At 71.9% G+C, this 23,882-nt stretch carries 23 protein-coding genes; 11 read left to right on the plus strand and 12 right to left on the minus strand.

From position 1 onward, the window contains the following. Positions 1-114 precede the first annotated feature (114 nt). Positions 115-1,347, minus strand: coding sequence for a hypothetical protein (locus AB0K34_RS13205; RefSeq protein WP_364548002.1), 1,233 nt, complete (start codon positions 1,345-1,347; stop codon positions 115-117). A gap of 233 nt (positions 1,348-1,580) precedes the next feature. On the opposite strand from AB0K34_RS13205, the gene AB0K34_RS13210 reads away from it, so the two are divergent. Then, the gene (locus AB0K34_RS13210) at positions 1,581-2,447 is read left to right on the plus strand and encodes a hypothetical protein (protein ID WP_364548005.1); all 867 of its coding nucleotides are present in this window, start codon (positions 1,581-1,583) and stop codon (positions 2,445-2,447) included. 4 nt (positions 2,448-2,451) lie between these two features. Here the strand turns inward: AB0K34_RS13210 and AB0K34_RS13215 are convergent, their stop codons facing one another. From AB0K34_RS13215 to AB0K34_RS13225, 3 genes are read right to left on the minus strand one after another with little or no spacing between them, the layout of a single operon-like run. Beyond that, the gene (locus AB0K34_RS13215; RefSeq protein WP_364548008.1) at positions 2,452-4,704 is read right to left on the minus strand and encodes a DEAD/DEAH box helicase; all 2,253 of its coding nucleotides are present in this window, start codon (positions 4,702-4,704) and stop codon (positions 2,452-2,454) included. Further along, positions 4,676-6,043, minus strand: coding sequence for an ATP-binding protein (locus AB0K34_RS13220; RefSeq protein WP_364548010.1), 1,368 nt, complete (start codon positions 6,041-6,043; stop codon positions 4,676-4,678). Before AB0K34_RS13220 ends, AB0K34_RS13215 begins: the two co-directional genes overlap by 29 nt. Further along, a complete protein-coding gene (locus AB0K34_RS13225; RefSeq protein WP_364548013.1) occupies positions 6,040-8,166 on the minus strand; it encodes a TerB N-terminal domain-containing protein in 2,127 nt (708 codons plus the stop codon). The genes AB0K34_RS13220 and AB0K34_RS13225 overlap by 4 nt, the downstream gene beginning before the upstream one ends. Positions 8,167-8,390: 224 nt before the next feature. Between AB0K34_RS13225 and AB0K34_RS13230 the strand changes: the two genes are divergently transcribed. Together AB0K34_RS13230 and AB0K34_RS13235 are read left to right on the plus strand one after the other, a co-directional pair. Then, positions 8,391-9,182 (plus strand): alpha/beta hydrolase, encoded by a 792-nt coding sequence (locus tag AB0K34_RS13230; protein WP_364548016.1) that lies wholly within the window; start codon positions 8,391-8,393, stop codon positions 9,180-9,182. A 95-nt stretch (positions 9,183-9,277) separates the two neighbouring features. Beyond that, positions 9,278-9,634, plus strand: coding sequence for a helix-turn-helix transcriptional regulator (locus tag AB0K34_RS13235; RefSeq protein ID WP_138639810.1), 357 nt, complete (start codon positions 9,278-9,280; stop codon positions 9,632-9,634). 4 nt (positions 9,635-9,638) lie between these two features. Here the strand turns inward: AB0K34_RS13235 and AB0K34_RS13240 are convergent, their stop codons facing one another. From AB0K34_RS13240 to AB0K34_RS13250, 3 genes are all read right to left on the minus strand, one after another. Next, on the minus strand, positions 9,639-10,244 hold the full coding sequence (locus AB0K34_RS13240; RefSeq protein WP_138639809.1) for an ATP-dependent Clp protease proteolytic subunit: 606 nt from the start codon (positions 10,242-10,244) through the stop codon (positions 9,639-9,641). Further along, positions 10,241-10,870 (minus strand): ATP-dependent Clp protease proteolytic subunit, encoded by a 630-nt coding sequence (locus AB0K34_RS13245; protein ID WP_364548020.1) that lies wholly within the window; start codon positions 10,868-10,870, stop codon positions 10,241-10,243. Before AB0K34_RS13245 ends, AB0K34_RS13240 begins: the two co-directional genes overlap by 4 nt. A gap of 78 nt (positions 10,871-10,948) precedes the next feature. After that, positions 10,949-12,082, minus strand: a complete 1,134-nt coding sequence (locus tag AB0K34_RS13250) for an FAD-dependent monooxygenase (protein WP_364548023.1) — start codon at positions 12,080-12,082, stop codon at positions 10,949-10,951. A 71-nt stretch (positions 12,083-12,153) separates the two neighbouring features. Between AB0K34_RS13250 and AB0K34_RS13255 the strand changes: the two genes are divergently transcribed. The 3 genes from AB0K34_RS13255 to AB0K34_RS13265 all read left to right on the plus strand — a co-directional run bounded on the left by AB0K34_RS13255 (position 12,154) and on the right by AB0K34_RS13265 (position 14,685). Further along, on the plus strand, positions 12,154-12,720 hold the full coding sequence (locus AB0K34_RS13255) for a TetR/AcrR family transcriptional regulator (protein WP_364548025.1): 567 nt from the start codon (positions 12,154-12,156) through the stop codon (positions 12,718-12,720). A gap of 302 nt (positions 12,721-13,022) precedes the next feature. Further along, positions 13,023-13,502: a peptidoglycan-binding protein gene (locus AB0K34_RS13260; protein ID WP_364548028.1), complete on the plus strand. Its 480-nt coding sequence runs from the start codon at positions 13,023-13,025 to the stop codon at positions 13,500-13,502. 25 nt (positions 13,503-13,527) lie between these two features. After that, positions 13,528-14,685, plus strand: coding sequence for a hypothetical protein (locus AB0K34_RS13265; RefSeq protein WP_364548031.1), 1,158 nt, complete (start codon positions 13,528-13,530; stop codon positions 14,683-14,685). 73 nt (positions 14,686-14,758) lie between these two features. Here AB0K34_RS13265 and AB0K34_RS13270 read toward each other — a convergent pair whose 3' ends face one another. Together AB0K34_RS13270 and AB0K34_RS13275 are read right to left on the minus strand one after the other, a co-directional pair. Continuing rightward, positions 14,759-15,079, minus strand: coding sequence for a hypothetical protein (locus tag AB0K34_RS13270; RefSeq protein WP_364548032.1), 321 nt, complete (start codon positions 15,077-15,079; stop codon positions 14,759-14,761). Between the two features lie 22 nt (positions 15,080-15,101). After that, positions 15,102-16,190 (minus strand): zinc metalloprotease, encoded by a 1,089-nt coding sequence (locus tag AB0K34_RS13275; protein WP_364548035.1) that lies wholly within the window; start codon positions 16,188-16,190, stop codon positions 15,102-15,104. Between the two features lie 386 nt (positions 16,191-16,576). On the opposite strand from AB0K34_RS13275, the gene AB0K34_RS13280 reads away from it, so the two are divergent. The 4 genes from AB0K34_RS13280 to AB0K34_RS13295 all read left to right on the plus strand — a co-directional run bounded on the left by AB0K34_RS13280 (position 16,577) and on the right by AB0K34_RS13295 (position 19,404). Next, a complete protein-coding gene (locus AB0K34_RS13280; RefSeq protein WP_138639801.1) occupies positions 16,577-16,963 on the plus strand; it encodes a hypothetical protein in 387 nt (128 codons plus the stop codon). A gap of 193 nt (positions 16,964-17,156) precedes the next feature. Next, positions 17,157-18,137, plus strand: a complete 981-nt coding sequence (locus AB0K34_RS13285; protein ID WP_364548039.1) for a helix-turn-helix domain-containing protein — start codon at positions 17,157-17,159, stop codon at positions 18,135-18,137. A gap of 153 nt (positions 18,138-18,290) precedes the next feature. After that, complete coding sequence (locus AB0K34_RS13290; protein WP_138639799.1) at positions 18,291-18,725, plus strand: hypothetical protein; 435 nt, start codon at positions 18,291-18,293, stop codon at positions 18,723-18,725. A 235-nt stretch (positions 18,726-18,960) separates the two neighbouring features. After that, the gene (locus AB0K34_RS13295) at positions 18,961-19,404 is read left to right on the plus strand and encodes a DUF3592 domain-containing protein (protein ID WP_364548042.1); all 444 of its coding nucleotides are present in this window, start codon (positions 18,961-18,963) and stop codon (positions 19,402-19,404) included. A gap of 172 nt (positions 19,405-19,576) precedes the next feature. Here the strand turns inward: AB0K34_RS13295 and AB0K34_RS13300 are convergent, their stop codons facing one another. Then, positions 19,577-20,356 carry an IclR family transcriptional regulator gene (locus AB0K34_RS13300; protein WP_138639797.1) on the minus strand — a complete coding sequence of 260 codons (780 nt, stop codon included), beginning with the start codon at positions 20,354-20,356 and terminating at the stop codon, positions 19,577-19,579. A 143-nt stretch (positions 20,357-20,499) separates the two neighbouring features. On the opposite strand from AB0K34_RS13300, the gene AB0K34_RS13305 reads away from it, so the two are divergent. Further along, positions 20,500-21,711: an FAD-dependent monooxygenase gene (locus tag AB0K34_RS13305; protein ID WP_364548045.1), complete on the plus strand. Its 1,212-nt coding sequence runs from the start codon at positions 20,500-20,502 to the stop codon at positions 21,709-21,711. A 59-nt stretch (positions 21,712-21,770) separates the two neighbouring features. Here AB0K34_RS13305 and AB0K34_RS13310 read toward each other — a convergent pair whose 3' ends face one another. After that, positions 21,771-23,231: an MFS transporter gene (locus AB0K34_RS13310; RefSeq protein ID WP_364548047.1), complete on the minus strand. Its 1,461-nt coding sequence runs from the start codon at positions 23,229-23,231 to the stop codon at positions 21,771-21,773. A gap of 37 nt (positions 23,232-23,268) precedes the next feature. Next, positions 23,269-23,862 carry an NAD(P)H-dependent oxidoreductase gene (locus AB0K34_RS13315; RefSeq protein ID WP_364548049.1) on the minus strand — a complete coding sequence of 198 codons (594 nt, stop codon included), beginning with the start codon at positions 23,860-23,862 and terminating at the stop codon, positions 23,269-23,271. Between the last annotated feature and the right edge of the window lie 20 nt (positions 23,863-23,882).

Here is a 23,882-nt window from a genome sequence, read left to right on the forward strand (position 1 = left end):
CCCAGACGTCGCGTTCACCGGGGCCCCAGACAACGGCGTTGGAGCAGGGCGCGGGCAGATCCTTGATGACGACGGGCTTGACCGCCTTGCGCGGACGCGTCCACGGCGGCTCGGTCAGCAGCGGCGGCACGTCCGACGTCTGCGGGACGCGCGTGTTCGCGTCGAGGATCTCCCGGATCCGCGCCCGCCGCTCGGCCGGGAGGCCGGGCGCGACCTCCGCCGCGATGCCGGGGTTGGCGCGGACGTGCGCGGACAGCAACTCGGCCGCCCGCGGCTCCGGCGACTCCGGCAGCAGCCGCATCGCCCGCACGGGCTGGCGGCGGGCGGCGGCCAGCAGGGCGGGCACGACCTCGGGCCGGTCGACCCGCTCGACGAGGGCCCGCAGCGCCTCGTCCCGGGGAGCGGAGGAAAGAACCCCAGCAGCGTCCGAGTCCGGTCGGTGCCGGTCATGTAAGGGCCGTCCAGGGCCTCGATCAGCAGCCGCACCACCGCATCGACGCCGACGCCGTCGAGCAGCGTCGCGACGACGTCGCGCCGGCACTCGAAGCCGAGCGGAAGCCCCAGCTCGGCGGGCTGGTGCGGCCGGCCGAGCGCGCAGAGCGGCAGCCACCCCGGCAGGTGGCCGAGCCGGATCTCCCCGGGCCGCGCCCACAGGTCCTCGACCCACTCCTCCCGGGTCGGGAGCAGATACGCGGCGACCGCCTTCTGCAGCGGATGATCGCGGACGTCCCCGACCAGTGCGACGGCCTCGGCGTACACGTCCTCGGGCGCCGCGGCCAGCCGACCGCGCAGCGCCCGGCCGCTCTCCCTGGTCAGCCACCAGTCGCAGTGGAGCTCATCGGTACGGTGCCGCCGCAGCGTCATCGCCCGCAGCTCAGCGCGGCGCCGCTCGGTGCCCAGCCGCACCGGCAGACCGGTGGCGCGGATGCATGCGGGGTTGTCGGCGTAGATCCCCGCCCACTCCGTCCAGGCCCGCGCCGCGAACGCGATGCCGTGCTCGGCGACCAGGGCGTCGATGAAGAGCCGGTCGGGCGGCGGCTCGGAGAACTCCGACATTTCGTTCAACGGGGCGGTGATGTACGCGATCGCCGCCGCGCCGAGCGGATTCGCCTCCCCGCCCAGGTGAGCGCGCGCCGCCTCCGCGATGCCGCCCTCGGTACCCGGCAGCCCGAGCACCACCTCGATGTCGTCGCGCACGGCGTCAACGAGCGCCCGCGCACCCTCGACGGCGTCCGCCACGAGCCCCGGCGCGCCCGGCACGTCCCCCCGATCCCGCCGCGCATGCCGCACCCGCCGCCACCCCTCCGGCATGACGAACGCGTCCTCACCGCTCCCCGTGTCGATCATGAAGAAACCGTAGAACAGCTCACCGACAACTCACCCGGAACCGACCGACCCGGCGACCCGTGAGCGGCCGCACCCTACCGAGCCGCCGGGCGACGCCTGGCAGGGGCGTACGGTTGGCGCCGTTTCCAGTGTTGATCGCCACAAGGACGTCCGAGTTCCTGTGCTTCCCCTGTCGTTGATCTTGTCATTACATTGAGCCGACCTGTTCGGCCCTCACCGGAATGAGGATCAGCATGACGGCGTCCAGGATGCGCGCTCGCACGGTCGGCACGTTGGTCTCGGGAGTATTGGCCGCCTCCGCCTTCACGGCTCCGGTCGCCTCCGCGGACGAGCAGCCGGCGCGTTACGCGGGCTGGTCGATGGACGAGACCGAGGGCCCGGTGGCGCATGCCGTGGCCGGCGCCGGTGCGGCGAACCCGAGGGCGAACCTGCGGTTCACGCCCGGGGTGGAGTTCGGGCAGCCGGGCAACGCGGCGGTCGCCGACAACGCCGTAAGGCTGGACGGCCGGCACGATTTCGGCCGGGTCAGGCCCATCGTGGACACGGGCGAGCGGTTCATGTTCTCCACCTGGGTGAAGCTCGCCTCTCTCGACGGCGACCAGGTCGCCATGAGCCAGGGCGCGGCCGACGGCAGCGTCTTCGAACTCGGTTGGATCGACGGCCGGTGGACCTTCCGGCACCGCACCGCCGGCGGCGGCATCGTGGCCTCGGTGGCGCGGGACATGCCGCAGGCGGCGAACGGCACACCGTGGACCGACCACTGGGTCTCGCTCATGGGCGGTTACGACCCTGTCGCCGGCGAGATCTGGTTGCGCACCCAAGCCGATGGGGACTTCAAGGTATGCGACCCCGACGCGCCCTGGAACTGTTTCACCGAGTTCTTGATGCTTGCGGAGACCGGGGTGGAACCGACCGCGTGGACGGCCTCACCCGGTGCGGGCCCGCTGCTGTTCGGCGCTACGTCCAGGGGCGGCAAGCGACACTCGTTCTGGAACGGCTGGCTCGATGACTCCCAACTCTGGCCTCTGACGCACACCGACGAGGCCCAACTGAGGGTCATCTACGGCGAATCTCTTCCCACCCCTGCTCAGGGCGCGTGATGCGCTAGGGGGCGCCCGCTTCGGCCGCGGCGACGATGTCCGGGAGGGCGGCCCAGGTGGCGGCGACGTCCAGCTTGCGGGCGGCGTAGGCGAGGGTGCGGAGTTCCTCGCCGAGGACGTCGTCGTACTTCTCGATGACCTGGTCCGGGACGAGCGCGGCGAGCGACTCGGGAGCCGGGGGAGGCTCGGCGGCCAGCGCCGTGAGCGCGTCGATCGCGTGGCGGGGCGCGGTGTCGGCCAGGATGAGGACGGCCCCCTGCCTGGCCGCCGAGATGCCGCGCTGGTGCAGCGCGAGGGCGAGGGTGTTCATTAGGGTGTCGCCGCGCAGCGGGATCAGCAGCGTGTCGTTCCCCCAATCGACGAGGGGAGTTCGGGCCAGATTGAGGCGGCGGTAGGCGTCGCGGCCCTCGGCGAGCAGTCGCTGCGCGCCGGAGTCGAGGTAGACCGGCACCGTGTCGCTCTCGTAGACCAGCCGCATCTCGGTCCGGATCCGGTCGTGGACGTCGGCGGCGACGCCCGTGAACGCGGGCGCGTTCCCGCCTCCGGCCGGAGCCAGCTCGATGACCTTGGCCCGCGGGTCGACGGCGGCGATCCGCCAGCGCCGTCCGGCGAAGATCATGAGGCTGCCGGGGGCGAGGGGATGGGCGAGGGGGAGTGAGCCGAGCGTGTGCCCGGTGGTGACCAGGCGGTACTCCTCGGGGGCGTGGAAGGCGGCGTAGAAGGTGTAGTGGTTGGCGATGCGCTCGCCTTCTTCGCCGTGCAGGAGCAGGCCGTCCTTCTCCTGGCGGATGAAGTCGGCCTGACCGAGGTCGTGGAGGAGCGTCTTGAACAGGCCCGGTCCGACGTGCTGGAAGGGGCCTTGCGCGCACAGGGCCTGGTAGGCGTCCTGGGGGAGCACTCCGCCGTGCTGGGAGATCAGCGAGAGGATCTGCTGCACGAGCGTCGACAGGTGCAGCCCGCCGGCCTCGGGCGGTTCGCACCAGCGGTCGAGCAGCAGGTCGACGACGGCGATCATCTGGACCAGCTGGACGCGTAGTTCGTCCTGCGGGGGCGAGGAGAGCGCGAGTTCGCGTTCGGCCGCGTACATCCGCAGGGTCGCCGGGCCGCCCCTGCGCCCCGTCCGGCCCAGGCGCTGGCGGAGCGCGGCGACGCCCGGGGGCGGGCCGATCTGCGCGACCGAGGCGATCGATCCGATGTCGATGCCCATCTCCAGGGTCGAGGTGCACACCGCGGTGACGGGCAGGGAACCGTCCTTGAGCCGGGCCTCGGTGTCCTCCCGGAGCTCCTTGGAGAGGTTGCCGTGGTGCGGGATGAACTCGTTCGGCACGCCGGCCTGCTCCCCGCGCCGCACCAGCAGGTCGGTGAAGTATTCGACGTTCTGCCTGGCGTTGGCGAAGACGAGGTTGTTGGACCCGCGCAGCACGGCGAACAGGTGGTCGGCGATGGCGCGCCCGCCGCCGCCCGCGATGTCCTCGGACTGGTCGCCGGCCGGCGTCCGCGGTCCCGGCGGGCGGGGCGCGTCGTCCAGGAAGCCCTTGAGTTGGAGGCGCAGTTCCTGGCCGTCGGAACTCGACTCGATCAGCCGGACGCGCTCCCCGCCGGCCGGGCGGAGGAACTCGGCCGCCGCTCGCATGTCGCCGAGCGTCGCCGACAGCCCGATGCGGGGGATGCGGCGGCGGACGGCGAGTTCGAGCCGGTGCAGCAGCGACCGGAGCTGCGCGCCGCGTTCGGTCCCGATGAAGGAGTGGAGCTCGTCGATCACGATGTGCCGGACGCCCTGGAACATCGAGGGGACGCGGGTGCCGCGATTGGCCAGCAGCGCCTCCAGCGACTCCGGTGTGATCAGGACGATGCCGGCGGCCTGCCGGACGAGCCGTGCCTTGCGCGCCGCGTCCACGTCCCCGTGCCATTTGTGGACGGGGATCTCCAGAAGGCCGCAGAGCTCTTCCAGCCGTCCGAACTGGTCGTTGATCAGAGCCTTGAGAGGGCCGATGTAGACGGCTCCGAAGCCGCCCGCCCCGGACGGCTCCGCGAGCGCGGAGCAGATGGGGAGGAAGGCGGCCTCGGTCTTGCCGGACGCCGTGGCGGCCGAGATGAGCACGTCGTCCGCGCCGGCGAGGATCGCCGGGATCGCGGCCTCCTGGGCGTCGTGCAGCGCCGTCCACCGCTGCTGCCAGATCCATCGCTGGACCGTGGGATGGAGCAGGTCGAAGGAGCGCGAGCCGCTCTCAGAGCCGGAAGGTGCTGAAGTCGTCATCGTCGGTCCGGGAGGCTCCGGCGCCGCCCGCGGGCGAGTCGGCGGCCTGGTCGTCGTCTGGCCCCTCGTCCTCCAGCGGTGCCAGGTCCGGGTTCTGCTCGGGTGCGAGGGTCACCGATCCGAGCAGGCGCCGCCAATCCGCGCCTGGGTTCTGCTCCAGGACGGCCAGCAGGTCGCAGAACGCCTTGATGGTGGTGCGCGGGGTCCGGAAGTAGGCGTCTCCCACCTTCTCCGAGCAGTGCTGCATGAAGGCCATGAGGGCCTCGTCGGGCAGCAGATGGGCGTTCTCGTCGCCGGACGCGTGGACGTGGCGGAGTTTGGTCAGCAGGACGAAGAAGTCCTCCTGGGTGAGGGCCTGCAGTTCGAGGACGGGGCCGGTCAGATCGACCAGTCCATCGCCGGCGAAGGCGTTGTCAGCGAGACGCGACTGGAGCGCCGGGTAGCTGAACAGGCCCCGCCTGGTGTCCCGGACGAACTCCGGAGTGCCGCCGAACAGGAAGCCGAGGTGCTCGGTGCTGCCCTGAAGAGTGTCGTTGAGGATCCGCAGGATCTGTTCGTAGTTGGCGTTGCGTGCACGCGTCGAGGCCAGTTTGTACAGGTTCACCATCTCGTCGGCGCAGACGAGCAGACCGTCGAAGCCCGCCAACCGGACGAAGCGGCTCATCAGCTTGAGATGGTCGTACATGGTGCCGTCGTCGATGATCGTGCGGACGCCGAGCGCGGCCCGGGCGTCCGTCCGCGTCGCGTACTCGCCGCGCAGCCACCGCACGGCCGCCGACTTCAGGTGCTCGTCGCCGCTGTCGTGGCCGCGCCAGTAGGCGCCGACGACCTCGGCGAAGTCATAGCCGCCGGTGAGTTCCGACAGGTCGGCCATGCGCGCGCGGATGACCTGGTCGGGGGCCCGGCCCGTCCGCTCGGCCTCGGACAGGGCGGTTGACACGAAGCGCTCGACGACGCTGGCCAGCGCACCGCCGTCGGGCTTGGAGCGGGTGGCGAGGTTGCGCATCAGTTCCGCGTACAGCCCGCGGGCCTGGCCGCCGGTGGCGTGCAGGCGGCGATCGGGGTTGAGGTCGGCGTGTGCGGTGACCAGCCGCTTCTCCATCGCGATCGACCTGACCAGATGGAGGAAGAAGGTCTTGCCGGCCCCGTACTCGCCGACCACGAACCGCAGTGCGGAGCCGCCGTCCGCGATCCGCTCCACGTCGGCCAGCAGCGCGCGGACCTCGGCCACACGCCCGACCTGGACGTGCTGCTGGCCCACCCTGGGCACGACGCCCGCGCGCAGGCTCTGCAGCAGGGCATCACGCTCACGCGGGCGGATCCGGGTCGTCGTGGTCACAGCATCGCCTCCAGCGCGTCGCGGTTGATCTCCAATGGGTCGTCTCCTTCGAGCACGGGCTCGCCGGTCGCCTCATAGGCGGCCTCGTTGAGGCGGTCGATGGCACCGTCCGGCATCACCCGGTGCGCGGCCGCCAGATCCTCCCACGCGGACCTCGCCATGAGCGGATCTTCCGGCAGGGCTCTGATCAGCCGGGAGTGCGGACCGTCCAGGCCGGCCACGGGCACGACCTCGGGCGGCGCCGGCGGCGTGGCGGCGGGCTCGTCACCGAACACCGAACCGAGCAGGGCGGAGACCTCGGCGGCCTCGGCGATCCGGGCCGCGAGCAGCGACTCGTCCAGCTTGATCGCCGGTGCGGGCGGATCCGCCGGACGCGGGATCGGGTGCCCAGGCTCCGGCCTGCCGGGCCGCACGACCACCGGCTCGGAGGCCGGCGGCGCGGTCGTCGGCAGGGCGGTCGTCGGCGGCGCGGTCGCCGACGCCGCCCGGAGCGAGGCGTCCACCGTCTCCGGCGCGAGCCCGAGAAGGCCGGCGATGCGGTGCAGTGTCCTGACCTCGGCCGGGTCGATGCGGCCGTCGGCGGCCGCCACCGCGGCGAGGAAACCGGTGAGACGTTCGCGCTGCGCCCGGTCGACGTCCTCGATGCGCCGCGCGAGCCCGGTGAGCTTCACGCCGGTCGCGAGCAGCCAGCGAAGATGGGCGCGAAGCCGCGCCCGTTCATCCGCCGTCAGGTACAGCGCTTCTTCGATGTGGCCGAGAAGGAGCTGCTTCTCCTCCATCGCCACTTCGCCGTCCGCCAGGCTGACCGCGGCTCCCAGGTGCAGCAGCAGCGTCGCGGCGCGGTAGGCGTGCGACGGCGCGGCCTCCGACGCGTCCTCGACGTGGAAGAGCACCACCGAACCGCCCTTGGGGACCGGGCCGCCGAACCGCGGGTCGGGCTCCAGCCCGATCCCGGCGCGGGCGAGGATCCGGGCGAGCGCGACGACGTCCTTCTTCCCCGGCTGCCCGGTTCCGGACCAGGCGAGGAGGTCCGCGGCCGGGACTGCCGACATCGCGAAACCGCCCAGCCGCGACCGGGCCCATTCCGCGAACGCGCCGACGTCGCCGGTATCGAGGTCCAAGAGCTCTCCGGGCAGTAGCGCGGCGGCCGGCAGGCTTCCGCGCAGTCGCGGATCCCGTCCCATCAGCCGGCTGAACGCGTCCAGGCTCTCGGTGCACTCGTCCGCCAGAGACGCCAGCCGCCGCAGGGCCGACGCCTGATCGAACACATCCGGCACGCCCGGCACGACCACCTCGACAGGGCCGCGAAAACCGCCGCTGGCCGGACGGTACGAGAAGGTCAGTCGCGATCCCGTCGGCTGGACATGGAACCCGCCGAGATGACGGTCGTCATAACGCAGCGCGAAGAGCTTCGCGAACTCTTCGGGGCACCGCTTCGCGGCCGTCCGCGGCGAGTAACCGGGATGGGACAGCACCCAGCTCAGGGCCCATTCCGCGGGAAGCGGCCGCCGGGAACGTGCGAACTCCCCCAGCCCGATGCGCAATCGAGGTGAGGGACGAACCCGGTCGGCCTCCGGCACCGGACCGGCGATCGCTTCACCGTCCGCGACGGTCCGGGCAGCCTCCAAAAGATCGCAGAACTCGGTGGCGTAGCTCCGGAACGAGTCGTCGGACCCGAACAGCCCCAGCAGTCGCTCGACCTCGTCGCGGATGAGCGGCACCTCCACCGCACGCGCCGTGTCGTCACGCTGAAGGTCCACCAGGACCCGGCGCTCCAGTCCGTAGAGGAACAGGAACGCATACCCCACGGACACGTCCCGATGCCGGCGGCCACCCTCCAACCAGCGCAGATAGGCGGCACGGGCCTGCGGCGCGATCTCCGTGTACGACGGCCAGTAGCCGAGGCCCTTACCCGTCCAGTCGGGCGTCGACCAATCGACCGGCAGGCGCGGGTCGATCAGCGCGGGCTCTGCGCCCTGCCTGGTGGCCGCAGCGAGATCCGTGCCGATGTACACCATGCCGCCCGGCAGGACGCGGTCCGCGACACGGCAGGCCTCCCCAGGTCCGTGCCAACGGGCGGTCGACGTCGGTTGCGCACCGCTCTCCCCGGCCAGCCACGACACTCCCGCGCCCCCTCATCGCCTGAACGCCCCGTCCACATCATCCCGAGCCCGTAGACGGGATGTGCAGTGTTGACGCTTCTCTGTGCTGCCCGGATGACACCCAGGCGTCAATAGGCCACCGCGCACGGGGAGGGGTGGGGGTTGTCAGTGGGTGGTGCGTTGGTGGTCAGTGGGTGTGGACAGAGTGCTGTTCATCGAGGGAGACACCTGATGGAGGTTCGAGCATGAACGGCACTGGAATGCGTGGCGAGGTGCGCGTCGACGGGCGGCGGCTGTCCTTTCTGGACTTCGGTGGGGCGGGACGGCCGCTGCTGGCTCTGCACGGGCATCTCTACGAGGGGCGGACGTGGGAGCAGCTGGCCGAGGCACTGGCGCCGCAGTGGCGGGTCATCGCGCCTGATCAGCGGGGGCACGGTGACTCTGACCGGGCCGCCTCCTACACGCGTGACGACTACGTCGATGATGCGGTCGCGCTGCTCGACCATCTGGGGGTCGAGCAGGTTGTGACGCTCGGTCACTCCGGCGGCGGCATCACCGCCTTTCAGATCGCCGCCCGCCATCCCGGACGCGTGACGGGGATCGTCAATGTCGAGGGGCCGGTTTGCGACCTCGACGACGGGCCCAGCGCACTGTCGTTCGTGCTGTCGATGCCCTACAGCGCGTCTCGCAGGGAGGCGCTTCTGGACGCCATCGGCCCGCTGGCGCCGATGCTCGGTGACAAGCTCCGGCCCACCGGCGACGGTGGCTGGCGCCTGCCGTTCCATCCGCAGGACACCATCGCCTCGGAGGAGGGAACGCGGGGCGACCACTGGGCCGACTGGATTGCCAGCGATTGCCCCGCTTTGTTCGTGATGGCCCGTAGCAGCCAGGTCATCACGGCCGAGGAGGGCCGTGAGATCGTCGATCGGCGGGCCAACACTCGTCTTGCCGAGCTCGACGGCGACCACTTCGTCCACACCACGGACCCTGCGGGGTTCGCGGCTGCCGTCAGAGGTTTTCTGGACGTTCTCGGCTGAAGGGAGAGGGGATCGGCAGGGTGCCCTGCCGATCCCCGTTCTGCGGTCGGCGGAACGGCTAGGGGGTGACAGTGCCGCCGATTTACGATGTGCGCATGGCCGAGACCGTCCGACCGCTCATGCCCGCCGACGAGACGCCGACCGAGAGCCGCCCGCCGGCGGAGCCGCTGTGGCGCGACGCGCTCGGCGGCCGGCTGAGGGAGCTGCGCCGTGAGCGCGGCGAGACGCTGGTGGAGACCGCGCGCCGTGCGGGGGTCTCGCCGCAGTACCTCTCCGAGATGGAGCGGGGTGTCAAGGAGCCGTCGAGCGAGATGATCGCCGCGGTCGCCGGCGCCCTGGACATGACGCTCGCCGACCTGACGCTCGCGGTCGCGACGAGCCTGCTGGCCGTGCCGGCCGGACGGGCTCCGGCCGGCCCGACGTGCCAGGCCGCCTACGCGCTCGCCGCGTAAGGCGTCATACCGCGGGGAGCGGCTGCCGCTCCTCGAGCACCAGGTCGATGAGGCCGTAGTCCAGCGCGCCCTGCGCGGTGAAGACGCGGTCGCGGTCGGTGTCGGTGCGCAGCGTCGCGGTGTCCTGGCCGGTGTGCCGCGCGAGGATGCGTTCGATGTCCGAGCGCACACGGACGACCTCGTCCGCCTGGAGGATGAGGTCGGGGATCGCTCCGCGGCTCTGCCCCATCGGCTGGTGCAGGACGACGCGGGTGTGCGGCAGCGCGGCGCGCTTGCCGGGGGCGCCCGCGGCAAGCAGCACCGCGCCGACGGCGACCGCCTGCCCCACGCATGTCGTCGCCACCTGCGCGCGGATGTAGCGCAGGGTGTCGTACACCGCCAGCATCGCGCTCGGGTCTCCGCCCTCGCAGTTGATGTACAGCTGGATGTCGCGTTCCGGGTTGTCGGCCTCCAGGTGCAGCAGCTGCGCGACGAGGGCGTTCGCGACTCCCGCGTCGATGGCGGTGCCGAGGTAGATGATCCGCTCCGTCAGCAGGTGTGAGTAGACGTCCATGATCCGCTCACCGCGCGGGTGCTGCGCGATGACGTTCGGGATCGTGTAGGTGCTCATCGGGCGGCTCCTTCGGAGTGGACGCGGAGTCCGACGGGGCGGTGGGTCGGCGGCGCGATCTCGTCGAAGGTGCTGACGATCGAGTCGATGAACCCGTATTCGAGCGCTTCCCGCGCCGTGTACCAGCGGTCGTGGAGGGAGTCCTCGAAGATCCGGTCGAGGGGCTGCCCGGTGTCCTCGGCGATGAGCCCGAGCACCGTGTCGCGGGTGTGGCGCAGGTCGCCCGCCTGCAGTTCGATGTCGACGGCGGCGCCGGCGATCCCGGCGGAGCCCTGGTGCATCAGCACGCGGGCGTGCGGCATGGCGCGGCGCTTGCCGCGGGTGCCGGACGACAGCAGGAACTGGCCGGCGCTGTAGGCGATGCCGAGCACCGTCGTGGACACGTCGCACGGAAGAAGCCGCATGACGTCGCGGATCGCGAGCATCGACGGCACCGACCCGCCGGGGGAGTGGATCCACAGCGCGATGTCGGCGGACGCGTCCTCCCGCGCCAGAGTGATCATCTGGGTGGCCAGCAGCGTGCCGTTGTCGTCGTCGAGCGGGCCGTCCAGCACGAGGACGCGCTGGTGGTAGAGCTCGTTCCGCACTCGTTCGTTGAACAACGGGATTTTCTGTTCCTCGCTCATGCCCTCACTCTGCGCCGCCGCCGGCACCGGTGATAGCCGCATCTGCCCACGGCAGATCTGCTCAGAGCAGCGTGAGCACTACAGGCGTCCGCCGGGCGGGGTCCAGTTGATGACGGGGTCGGCCTGGCGGAGGACGAGGTTCTGCCCCAGCCGGCCGGCCGCCCACATGCCCGCGTCGCGGAGAGCCACCGCCAGCGGGTTCCGCATCTGGGTGAGGCGGGAGATCTGCCGGGAACGCGTCATGATCGCCGCCGTCCGGTCCCGCCGGGCGGCGGTGTATCCGGCGAGCCCGGCGCCTTCCGTGACCTCGTATGCGAGCGTCACGCCGTCCTCGATCGCCTGGCAGGCGCCCTGGCCGAGGTTGGGCGTCATGGGATGGGCGGCGTCCCCCAGCAGGACGATCCGGTCGCGGTGCAGTGCGGGGAGCGGGCGCGGCATGAAGAAGATGTCGTTGCGCAGGATGCGCGCGGGGTCGGCCTGGTGCAGCAGCTCGGGGATCGGGTCGTGCCAGGCGCCGAAGAGGCGCAGCAGTTCACCCTTCTCGTCTGGCACCGTCGTCCCCGCCGGGGCGGGCGCGGTGGCGTAGCAGTAGACCCGGCCGCCGGCGATCGGGTTGACCCCGAAGACCAGGCCGCGGCCCCACGTCTCGGAGAAGGAGCCGTTCCCCAGCGGGTCGGCGGCGAGCAGCCGCCAGGCCGTCAGGCCCGTGTACCGCGGCTCGGGGTGCGCGGGGAACAGCGCGGACCGCACGCCGGAGCCGATGCCGTCGGCGGCGACGACGAGGTCCGCGCTCTCCACGCCTTCGGAGGTGGTCACCGTCCCGTCGGGGGAGGCCGACTCGACGGTGACGCCGAGGCGGATCTCCGCCGGGTCGAGCAGCCCCTGCAGCAGGTCGACCAGGGTGGCGCGCAGCAGGACGACCGTCGGGTCGCCGAACCGCGCGGCGGCGGCCTCGGCGCTGGTGCGGCTCAGCCAGCCGCCGCCCGGCCGCCGGATCCCGCCGTCGCCGGCGAACGTCGCGAGCTCGCGGACCCGGTCCCCGATGCCGAGGGTGTCGAGGGCGCGCAGCGCGTTGGGCATCATCGCCAGGCCGGACCCGACCGGCTCCAGCGTCGGGGCCCGCTCCAGGACGCCGACCGTCCAGCCGCGGCCCTTGAGCGCCGCGGCGGCGGTCAGCCCGCCGATCCCGCCACCGATCACGATCGCCTTCACCGCACACCTCCACTACGTCTGTAGTCCAGACTACGGATGTAGTGATCACTCGGCAAGTAGGGTGTCCGACCATGGGAACGACGCGCGCCGAGCTGGTCGCCGAGACCGCCATCGCGCTGCTGGCCGAGCGCGGGATGCGCGGGCTGACCCACCGGGCCGTGGACGCCGCCGCCGGACTGCCCCCGGGTGCCGCCTCCAACGTCGCGCGCACCCGCGCGGCCCTGCTGGAACTGGCCCTGGCACGGCTGAACGAACTCGAGGAGCGGCAGTTCGCCGCGCTCGGGATCGCGTCCGTCCCCGACCGACCGGAACTCGCGACCGACCTGCTCGCGCGGCTGCTGCACGCGCAGCTCACCCAGGGGCGGCGGCGCACCCTCGCCCGCTACGAGCTGGCGCTGGAGGCCACCCGGCGCCCGGAACTGCGGTCGCTGTACGACGCGAGCGGCCGCCACTTCCGGGAGCCGGCCGTCGCGCTGATGGCGGCCCTGGGCTCCGCCGACCCGCAGAACGACGGGCGCCGCCTCGTGGCCTACGCCGAGGGCGTCATGTTCTACGCGCTCGCCGGCGCCGGCGAGGATCCGACACTGGACGAACTGCGCCGCGATGTGGCCGCCTTCCTCGCCGGCCTCCTGCGCTGATCCGCGCCGAGTACAACGGGCTGGCGCGGACAATTCGTCGCGACACGCGCCGGGCGGGCTCGTGTACTCGGATATGTCGCGGCGGCAATAGATGATTTGTCATTTGCGCGGCGCTGATCAAGCACTCGCGTGGCGCCTCGGCGGCCGTCAGCGCCCGGCCGGACGGGCGCCGCCGGGTTTGCTCAACCCGGAAATCGGGCGGCCGATCGAACGGAACTCTGTCGACGACCTACGGTCCCTTGGTGGTCCCGTCCTACCCGCGCTGTTTCACTGAAAGAAAAGGTGCGAGGAGAGGAGATGCCATGTCGGCCCCAGCCTTTCAGCCCCCGCTGATGAAATATCCGCCGATCACGAGCGGCGCGACCGTCCAGATGTGGCAGCAGCAGATGAAGAACCGCGGCTGGAACATCGCCCCGGACGGCAAGTACGGCCAGGCCAGCCAGCGGATCTGCCGGAACTTCCAGCAGGAGCACCAGCTGAACGCCGACGGGATCGTCGGCCCGATCACCTGGCGGGCGGCCTGGGAGGCCCCGAGCACGCAGCCCCCGCCCGCGCCGGCCGACGTCCTGCGGGTCGGCTCCTACGGCGACGCCGTCGTCACCTGGGAGCGGCAGGCGGACGGCCGCGGGTGGCGGATCAAGAACATCGACGGCTCCTTCGACGAGGAGACCGCCGTCGCGTGCCGGGCCCTGCAGGCGGCCCTCGGCCTCCCCGTGACGGGGCAGGTCGACCGCGCGACCTGGGAGGCCGCCTGGCGCGAGCGGGTCGCGATCGCCGTCTGACGGCGGCCCGGATCCGGGAGTGCGGATGAGCCGAGTGATCGGCCGGGCGCCCGGCGCCTCGCGGTTCCGGGGATGGCGGCACGAGCGCGGTTCCTGGGTGCTCTGCGAAGAGGTGCGCGCGGGCGTCCACGAGCTCGGCGCGCTCCTGGCCGCCCGCCGGGACCACGGAGACATGTCCGCCCGCGACGCCCAACTGCTGCACGGCGCTGAGGAGGCCCTGAAGCGGGCGGAGAACGCCGTGGACGCTGTTGCCCACAGCAGGTTCTTGTCCGGAGCCCATATAACGACGGCCCAACTCCATCTGAATTCGGGGCGGTCCCTGTGGATGCGGACGCTCTCGCCGTTGGAGCTGCAGTCGTACCTGCCCGCCATGTACGCGACGGTCAAGCAGCACCTGCCGCCGACCGACGAGAACCGGGTGTTCGTGGAGCGAATCGCCCGGGAGACCTGCGACGCGCAGGAGGCCGGACGGTCCGTGCCGCTCACCGACGCACAGCTGATCAGCCTCGTCGCGGCGGTGGACGCGGCCCGGCAGGCCGCGCTGCGCGAGAAGCTGCGCGCCGAGAGCTTCGTGCGGATCGTCCAGTGGATCACCGTGTTCCTGTGCGCGGTCGTCATCCTCATCGGGGTGCTGTCGGCACTCTGGACGACGGCCGTCCCGCTGTGCTTCACCCCGTCGCCGAGCCCCGGCTCGCAGGGCGAGTTCGGCGTCGTCTGCCCGACGAACGCGGCGGCGTCCGTGCCCGCCGGGGACCTCACGGCGCGGACCCGCGAGGTGGCGGGCTGGGGCGACTACATCGTCGTCGAGTTCGTCGGCCTCGTCGCGGCCGGGATCGCGGCGGCGTCGGCGCTGCGGAAGATCCGCGGCACGTCCACCGCGTTCGGCATCCCGGTCGCGCTGGCGATGCTCAAGCTCCCGACCGGGGCCATCACCGCCGTGCTCGGGCTGCTGCTGATGCGCGGCGCGTTCATCCCCGGGCTCAGCGCGCTGGACTCCTCGGCGCAGATCATCGCCTGGGCCGTCGTCCTCGGCTACTCGCAGGAGCTGTTCACCAAGTTCGTCGACCGGCAGGGGCAGGCCGTCCTCGACAGCGTCCGGGACCCGGCGCACACCGCCCTGCCCCCGGCACCGACTCCGCGAGGCCCAGCGGACCGGCCGCCGCCACCACCACCGCAGCAGTGAGGCTGGACGCTTCTGAAGCGTCCAGCCTCGACGACCGTCCCTTTCAGACTCCGTAATCGGCGAGCGGTCCTGGTCACTTCGCGATCAGGAGCCGGTCGCCGGTGCGGGACAGGACGGTGATGCCGAAAGGCGCGCCGCCGCGTCCCTCCGGGAAGGTGACGGCGATGCGGTTCGCCCCCTGCCACGCCCAATGGCCCCGCACCGGACGCGGACGGTCGTCGGGCCCCGGGCGATGCTCGGTGAACGTGCCGTCCGCGCCGAACTCGATCCGGCGCCGGGGCCGCCGCGCGGGACGGAACGGGTGGTCGGCGGGCCGGTACACCGCCGCCTCCCCGGTGTCCTCCTCGAAGGCGTGGATCCAGGCGCCGGTCACGTCCGGCGGCGGACCGTTCATGCGGTCCCCTCTCCCCGGCGGGTCACTTGCCGGACTCGTGCCCGACGAGCCCCAGCATGTTCTGGATGTCGGCGAGGACCTCCTTGGTCAGCCGCTCGGAGTCGTGGAGGAGCCGCTCCACGTCGCCGTCCTCCGCCTGCGCCTGGGCGGGCGCCACCGCCGCGGCGGGCTGCTTCGCGGGCGCCGCCTGCCGCGCGACCAGGAAGGAGGCCCGCGCCCCCTCCAGGCAGGCGTTGATCCGCTCCCGCTGCCCCTGGGTGAACATGAACATGCTGTCGTCGTCGACGTAGTCCATGTAGTTCATGAACATGTCGCCGTTCGGCCCGTTGTTGCACGTGACGTGCGGGAAGGCCGGCTTGCCGACGTTGGAGTCCGCCTGGTTCGGCGTGTCGGCCACCCGGTCGTCGTTGCTGCACGCGCCGTCGTCGTCGCCCCAGATGTGGAAGAGGTCGAGCCAGTGGCCGATCTCGTGGGTGGCGGTGCGGCCCCCGTCGTACGGGGCGGTGGCGGTGCCGGTCGTCCCGAAGGCCGTGTGCAGGATGACCACGCCGTCGGTCGGCGGCGGTCCGCCGGGGAACTGCGCGTAGCCGAGCAGGCCGCCGCCCAGCCGGCACGCCCACACGTTGAGGTACTGGTCGGTCGGCCACGGGTCGGAGCCGCCCGTCGCGGCCGCCTTCACCCCGTCGTCCACGTCGAAGGAGGTCCGGTCGGTCGCGGCCCGGATGATGCCGTCGGTGGGGTCGCCCAGCGGGTCCACGGTGGCGAGGGCGAACTCGACCTCGTTGTCGGCGATCAGCGTCCGCCACACCTCCGGCACCCGCGACACGTCGGGGTTGGCCGCCCTGAAGTCGCGGTTGAGGACGTCGATCTGCGAGTGGATCTGCGCGTCGTCGATGTTCTGCTCCGGCGTGTTGTGGACGACGTGGACGACGACCGGGAGGGTGACCACTCCGCGGCGCACCGAACTGCGCCGCCCGGTCTCGTACTGGAGTGCCCGGCTCTCGATCCGGGCGCGCTGCGCGCGGTAGGTCATGCTCTCGTTCAGCAGCCGGCGGTGCACGTGCATGGCGCCGCACAGGTCGCGTCTCGGTGCCGGGAAGTTCTCGGTCATGGCGAAGTCCTTTCACGTCTCACCGGCCCCGCGTGGGGGCCTGGCCCTGCCGGTAGACCTACCTGCCCCCGCCGAGTCTTAAGTCGCGAAAACCCAAAAACCTCCAAAATTAGGCAACTATTGCAGTTTCAACCCTTTTATGAGGGTAAGCGAAGTACATGCCGCTCGAAAACCCGGTTTCCGGGGTCGCGCTCCGGCAATGCACCGGCGCCGTCTTGAAGGGGTGGAGGGCGCCCGGTCGCGCTGAGCGTGATGCGGCGGGCGCTGCCCCACGGCTCGATGCGCCATCGGTGGATTGAGGCTAAAGAGCCGTGCACGCAGGTGAAAGAAAAGACCCCGGCCGTGGCCACATCCTTTCGGGGAAAGCAGAACGGAAAGGGGAAGGCATGAAAACCAGCCGTATGGCGGGGCTCGCCACGTCGGCCGTGGCAGCGTTCGTCCTGTCCACGGCCGGCGCGGCGCAGGCCGCGCCCGCCGGGACGACCGACGTGAACGGGCCGTCCGGCTGCAACTGGAACGTGTGCGTTTACACGGCGTACACCGGCCTGGGCTACCAGGTCTGGGCGGAGTTCGACCACACCAGGGTCAATGACGGGCACCTCGACGTCTGGGGGCCGGGCCTTTCGCGCCGGTCCTCGCCGAACGGCTACTGGCCCGCCGGCCACGACACGCAGCGCTGGTCCGCGCGGGGGACCGGGCAGGTGTGCGCCGAGGGCTGGTCCCGCGTCGCCGGGCAATGGCACTCGGTGGGCCTGCCCTGCGTGACCATCTGACCCGCGGCCGGCGCGCTCCGCGGCCGCGCGGAGCGGGCCTGAACGGGGGCGAGGGCCCCGGACGGTGTTGCCGCACGTCCGGGGCCTGCTCACGCATGCCATCACCGTGTATCGGCGCTGGCGGTTGCGGCGGCGTGGCCTCCCGGGTGATGCTGCTGATCGAACCCCGCGGCGCCAACAGCTTTGGTGGGTCATGGACGTGGTCAGTTTCGCCGCCGTTCCGGCGAAAGAGCGGTTCGCCTTCTGGCGCGAGATGAGCGCGAAGATGTGGATGCCGCTGGATGCGCACAGCGAGCCGCATCTGGAGGACACGTTCCAGGCGCATGTCGCCCTCGGCGGGCTCGGCTCCGTCCAGGCGACCTTGCTGACCGCGCGGTCGCTGACGATCCAGCGCACGCCCCGGCTCATCCGCCAGTCGGACCCGGAGACCTTCTTCATCACCTGCGCCGTGCGCGGTGACGCCACAGCGGAACAAGCCGGCCGCGACGCGGAACTGCGCACCGGTGACCTGATGCTCCGTGACAGCTCACGTCCCTACATGACCAGATTCGGATCGACGGACCCTGCGGGCGGCCAACTGCTCTCGTTGCAGTTCCCACGCTCCGTGCTGCCCTTACCCGAACGGGGGCTGCGGGATCTCAGCGCGGTTCGCATCCCTGGCGATCGGGGCATCGGTGCGCTGGCCTCGCAGTACCTGCTGGAGCTGGCTCGGCGCCTCGAACAGTTCAGTGCGGCCGAGGCGTCGCGAGTGTCCACGCTGACTCTCGACGTCCTGACCGCCGCGTTGGCCGACGCCCTGGAGGCGGGCAGCGCGGTACCGCCGGGCAACCGGCGGCGCGCGCTCCTCGCCCAGATCCACGCCTTCATCCGGACGAACCTGGGCGACGCGCACCTGACCCCGAGCGCGATCGCCGCCGCCCACCACATCTCGCTGAGCTACCTGCACCAGTTGTTCCGCGCCGAGGAGCGCACCGTCGCGGGCTGGATCCGCGAACGCCGCCTGGAACAGTGCCGGCGTGACCTGAGCGATCCGCTGCTCACCGCCACCCCGATCGGCGCCATCGCGGCCCGCTGGGGCTTCACCAGCTCGGCCCACTTCAGCCAGGCGTTCCGCGCCGCCTACGGCCTCTCACCCCGCCAGTTCCGCCGGACGGCGGCGACCAGCTCCTCGTAAGGCCAGCCACCCATAAGCCCAGGCCGTGCGCCGCGTCCGTCGGGAGTGCACGCTCACTAAAGAAGTGTGCACTGCGCCGTAACGACATGATCCTCCGCGTCCCGCACCCTCGATCGGAGAGAACCGGAGACGTTCCGAAAGGGCAGGAGGACGATGAAGTACGGGAAGAGATTGTCGGTGCTGGTCCTGAGCGTGGCCGCCATGCTCCCGTTGAGCGCCACCGCGAACGCCGCACCCGCCGGATCCCCTTCGGGCGCCAGGGCGTGCTCGCCCGGAACCAGCTACATCAGCAACCAGGGCGACATCGGCCTCGGAGTGATGTTCGACTGGCGGGGCTACGGCAAGATCTACGCCGAGGGCTACTACGACAGGGTCCTGCCGGTCGGCCAGCGCACGGACTGCGCCGCCGGCTTCGGCTGGCCCTATGCCGACGGCTACTACGTCGCCTCCGGGTACTGCGCCGAGATCAGGACGACCGACTCCAGCGGCAGGTGGAAGTACTACAGCACCGTCCAGGCCGGCCAGTCGTGGCGCCCCGACCTCGGCCGCTCCTACGAACGGTGGGAGGTCAACCAGTTCCGCTGCTGACGGCGAGCGCGAGCGGAGGGGCTCCGGACTGGTCCGGGGCCTCTCCGGCCTGTGCTCGCACGATCGCTGACGGCTCGGTCAGAGCAACCCCGGGGCGGAGGAAGGCGTCACATGAGAAACCGGGGGAGGCGCTGTGAGCCGTCGGGGGACGTGGATGGAGGCGCTCGAACAGCGCCATCGGGCTCGTTTCCGAGTGAGCAGGCACAGACGCGGACCGATAGCGGTCCCCGGGGGGATGGCGACGTTCATCGCCGGAGCCGGGGTGTTCTGCGCAGTCACCAGCTCCCTCACGATCCAGGCGGAGTGGGGTGGGTCCGAGGCGTCCGCCGCCGTCGTCAGGACGTGGACCGACGCGAAGGGAACCGGCTACGCGGACGTGGACTTCAGGACCTCGTCAGGTCAGCGGGTGCGGACCTCCATCGAGGAGGGCGCCTGGGTGGAGATGCCGAAGGCCGGCGAGCGCGTCCGCGTGTGGTACAAGGGAGCCCGGCCGGCGGACAGCGCGGTGGACGCAAGGCGGCCGGGCCAGGGGCCGGGATGGCAGGTACACGGGCTGATCTGGCTGATCAGTCTCGGAGTGTCCGGGGCCTTCGCGTACCGGAGCAGGGCCAAGAAGGCCCGAGCCCGGGACCTGGTGGTCCGGCGGTCTCCCACGGACGCGCCTCCCCTCCAGCGCTGATCCGCGGACGCCCGCACCGGCCCCGGCGTTCGCGAGGGATACGCCGTCCTGAGCGAAACCTAGGCGGCGCCGCGATCCACCCGCCGGCCGGCGGCGCCTCCGCGATCCTCGCCGCCGCCGACCGCGTCCGCATCGGCCCGGCCGGGCCGCCGCGTCACGGGCGGTGACGGGCTCAGCCGTGGCGGACGGCCGTTCCGGGGCGCCAGCCGAGCTGCCGCGAGATGCCCAGGCCGCTCGCCAGCACGGACGGCAGCGCGGCCTGGTGCTTGACCGACCCCTTCCGCAGGACGACCGACAGCGCCGCGACGACCCGGCCGCGGCCGTCGACGATCCGGGTGGCCACCGAGTCGGCCTCCCCGGTCAGTTCGCCGTGGACGGTCGCCGTCCCGGTCCGGCGGCACGCGGCGATCTGCCTGCGCAGCTCCCCGGGGTCGGTGATCGTCCGCGAGGTGTACTTGCGCAGGCCGCCGTCCAGGACGCTCTCCACCAGGTCCGGGCCGCCGTGGCTCAACAGCACCTTGCCCACGCCGGAGCAATGCAGCGGGAGCCGTCCGCCGACCTGCGACATCAAGCCCAGGGCGCTCGGCGCGGACAGCCGTTCGATGACCACTGCCTGGCGTCCTTCGAGCACGGCCAACTGCACATGCTGCTGCAGAGCGCTGTGCAGGTCCTCCATGAACGGCTGCGCGAGGGTCCGCAAGGACTCCGTCAGCGGGGCCAGCGTCCCGAGCCGCCAGAGCCGCAGCCCGACCGTGAACCGCCCGTCCTCCCGGCGGTCGAGGGCGCCCGCCTTCACCAGTTCGAGGGCCATGCGGCGCGCGGTCGGGTGGGGGATGCCGGTCAGGCGCACCAGATCCGCCAGGCTCAGGTCGGGGTGGTCCGGCCCGAAGGCGAAGAGGACGTCCAGCAGGCGGGAGCCGACCGTCCTGCCCGGTTCACGGGTACGCGGCATGCGGGTACGCACCCCCCTCCGGTCTCGGGTGACCCGGCAGCCTAACAACCATGTTCATCAGATGAACACCCCGATGGCGCGAGAGGAGCAGGAGGGGATCATCGCGGTACCGGATTTGCCGAGGAGGGCGGGAGCGTGAGCAGATGATCGGCGCAGGAGCCGCAGGACCGCGGATCGCGATCGTCGGAGGCGGCATCGGCGGGCTGGCGGCCAGCGCGTTCCTGCGCCGCGAAGGGATCACGGCCACCGTCTACGAGCAGGCGTCGCAGCTCAGGGAGGTGGGCGCGGGGCTGGTAGCGGCCCCGAACATGGCCCGGCTGCTGCGCCGGCTCGGTGTGCTGGACGCCTTCGCCGCGCGTGCCGTCCGGCTCGACGTCGGCTGGGAGTTCCGCCGGTGGCGGGACGGCACCGTCCTGTCCGCCGAGGACCTGGCCTCGGCATGCGAGCGGCTGTACGGCGAGCACACCTACACCGCGCATCGCGCCGACCTGCTGGACGTCCTGCGATCGGCCGTCCCCGACGACGCCGTCCGCCTCGGCAAGCGGTGCGTCGAACTGACCATGCGGGCCCAGAGGCAGCCGGTGCTGCGCTTCGCCGACGGTGAGACCGTCGAGCCCGACGTCGTGATCGGCGCGGACGGGATCCACTCGATCGTCCGAGGTGTGATCACCGAAGCAGCGTCCGCGACCTACTCGGGCATCTGCGCCTTCCGCGCGCTCGTCCCGTCCGAGCGCGCCCCGGCCTTCGCGCGGCGCAACGCCCAGACCCTGTGGATCGGCCCCGACCACCACCTGGTGCACTACCCGGTCTCCGCCGGACGCTTCGTGAACCTCGTGGCGTTCGCCCCCGCGGGGGACGACGCCGTCGAGTCCTGGACCGCGACGGCGACGGTCGGGGAGTTCCTGCACGAGTTCGAAGGCTGGGACCCGAGGCTCACCGCGCTCATCCGCGCGGCCGGGACCCCCGGGCGCTGGGCCCTCCTCGACCGGCCGCCCCTGAGGCGCTGGACCGAGGGCGCCGTGACCCTCCTGGGCGACGCGGCCCACCCGATGTTCCCCTTCTTCGCGCAGGGCGCCGCCCAGGCCATCGAAGACGCCGCCGTCCTCGCCCGCTGCCTGGCCGACGACCCCGACGACCCGCCCCGGGCCCTGCGCCGCTACGAGCGATTGCGGATCCCCCGAACCACCCGTCTCCAAGAGGTCAGCCACGCCCGGTCCCTCGTGAACCACCTCCCGGACGGCCCGGAGCAACAGGCCCGAGACGACTCCTTCACCACCGCCGACCCCCTGGTGGCCAACGCCTGGATCTACAACTACGACCCGGAAAACGCCCTAGCGAGCACACCGGACACATGACGTCCGGCGTGCCCGCGCAGGTCTAGGGGCGGTTGGATGCCCTTCGTTCGTTCGGTGGGTCAGTGAAGAGTGGGGACGTGGTCCTCGCTGGCGGGGGTGACGGGAGGGGCAGCCGGGGCGGTGCGGCGGGGGACGGTCAGGGCGGCGAGGATGCCCGCGAGGGTCAGAGCGGCCGCGACGTAGACCGCGTCGCGCAGACCGTCTGAGGTTGCGGCGCGCAGTGCCTCGCCGGTCAGGTCGGTGAGCCCGGAGGTGGAGACGCCGACGAGGATGGCCAGGCCCACGCTGGTGCCGATCTGGAGGGCGGTGTTGGCCATGCCCCCGGCGGCGCCCTGGTCCTCGTCGGCCACGCCGTTGCCGGAGGTGCCGAACATGGTCGGGTAGATCGTCCCCATGCCGGCGCCGTAGACGATCAGCCCGGCGAGGATCGTCCAGTACGAGCCGTCGGTGCGCATGCCCGCGGCCATCAGCGCGCCGCCGGCGGAGCCGAGCAGCAGGGCGGTGATCAGGGTCGGCCGGGAGCCGAAGCGGATGATCAGCCGTTCGGCGACGACGTTGGCGATGCCGATCACCAGCGAGAGGGTCAGGAAGGCCAGCCCTCCCTGCAGCGCCGTGTAGCCGAGCACGTCCTGGAAGTACAGGGTGAGGAAGTAGACCAGGTTCTGCATGGTGATGCCGAAGGCGAGGATCACCAGCAGTCCGGCGCGGAGGTTGCGGTTGGCGAACAGCCGCAGCGGCATCAGCGGGTGCCGGGTGCGGGCCTCGATGACGACGAACGCGGCCAGCAGCGCCACGGCGAGGACGCCGGAGGTGAGGACGGGAGCCGTGGCCCAGCCCGTCTCGGGGCCCTGGGCGATGGCGAAGACGAGGAGGGTCAGCCCGGCCGTGCCGGTCAGGGCGCCGGGGATGTCGAATCCGCGCCGCCGTTCGCGCGGGCCGTCCGGGTCGAGCAGGACGAACGCGCCCGCGGTGCCGGCCACGACCAGCGGCACGTTCACGACGAACACCGCCTCCCAGCCGAACGCGTGGGTCAGCACACCGCCGAGCAGGGCGCCGAGGCTCAGCCCGCCCGCGCCGGCCATGGCCCACACGGCCAGAGCCCGGACGCGTTCGGGGCCTTCGGCGAACCTGGTGGTGACCAGGGAGAGCGTGGCGGGGAACAGGACGGCGCCGCCGATCCCCTGGAGCGCCCGCGCGGCGATCAGCGTCGCGGGTGAGGTGGCCAGCCCGCCCAGGAGCGACGCACCGCCGAACAGGAGCATGCCCAGGACGAACATGCGGCGGCGGCCCAGCAGGTCGGCCGAGCGGCCGCCGAGCAGCAGGAAGCCGCCGAAGAAGATGGCGTAGGCGCTGACCACCCACTGGGTGGCGTGACCGGACAGCCCCACATCGCGGGCGATGTCGGGCAGCGCCACGTACACGATGGTGAAGTCGAGCGAAGTGATCAGGCTGGAGAAGGCCAGCAGGCCGAGGCTCCAGCGCGGACGGCCGCCGGTGGCGGGCTTCTTGCGCGATGACATCGCGGTCTCCTCAGAAGGGTTCGGGGCGAGGCTTGGGTCACGCCGCGTAGGGGCGTGCGGCGCGGGCGTCCCGCAGGGCGCGGGCCCACCAGGTCAGCTGGTCGAGCAGGCTCTCGGCCGCCGCACGGCAACCGGCCGCGTCGATCGGGCGGCCGCGGTCGTCGAACCTGTCCCGGCAGGAGTGGAAGCTGACCGTGTTGCGGACGGTGACGGCGTGGAGTTCGGCGAAGACCTGCCGGAGGTGCTCGACGGCGCGCAGGCCGCCGGAGACTCCGCCGTAGGAGACGAAGCCGACCGGTTTGGCCTGCCATTCGTCCACGTACCAGTCGATGGCCGTCTTGAGCGAGGCGGGGAAGCTGCGGTTGTACTCGGGCGTCACGACGACGAACGCGTCGGCCCGGTCCAGCCGTTCTCCCAGCCGCCGTACCGGTTCGGGCGCCTCGGACGTCCCCGCGCCGTCGGCGGGGAGCACTTCGGGCAGGGCCGTCTCGGCGAGGTCGACGACGTCGAGGCGGAGGGCGGGGCGCCGGGCGGCCTCCCCGGCGAACCATGCGGCCACCGTGGGGCCGAACCGGCGGTCCCGGACGCTGCCGACGATGACGGCGATGTTCAGCGGCCCGGTCGGGGTCATCGTGCTCTCCCTTCGAAACT

Origin of the sequence: Actinomadura sp. NPDC049382 (assembly GCF_040677125.1) — a bacterium.
In the GTDB taxonomy this organism is placed as follows: domain Bacteria; phylum Actinomycetota; class Actinomycetes; order Streptosporangiales; family Streptosporangiaceae; genus Spirillospora; species Spirillospora geliboluensis.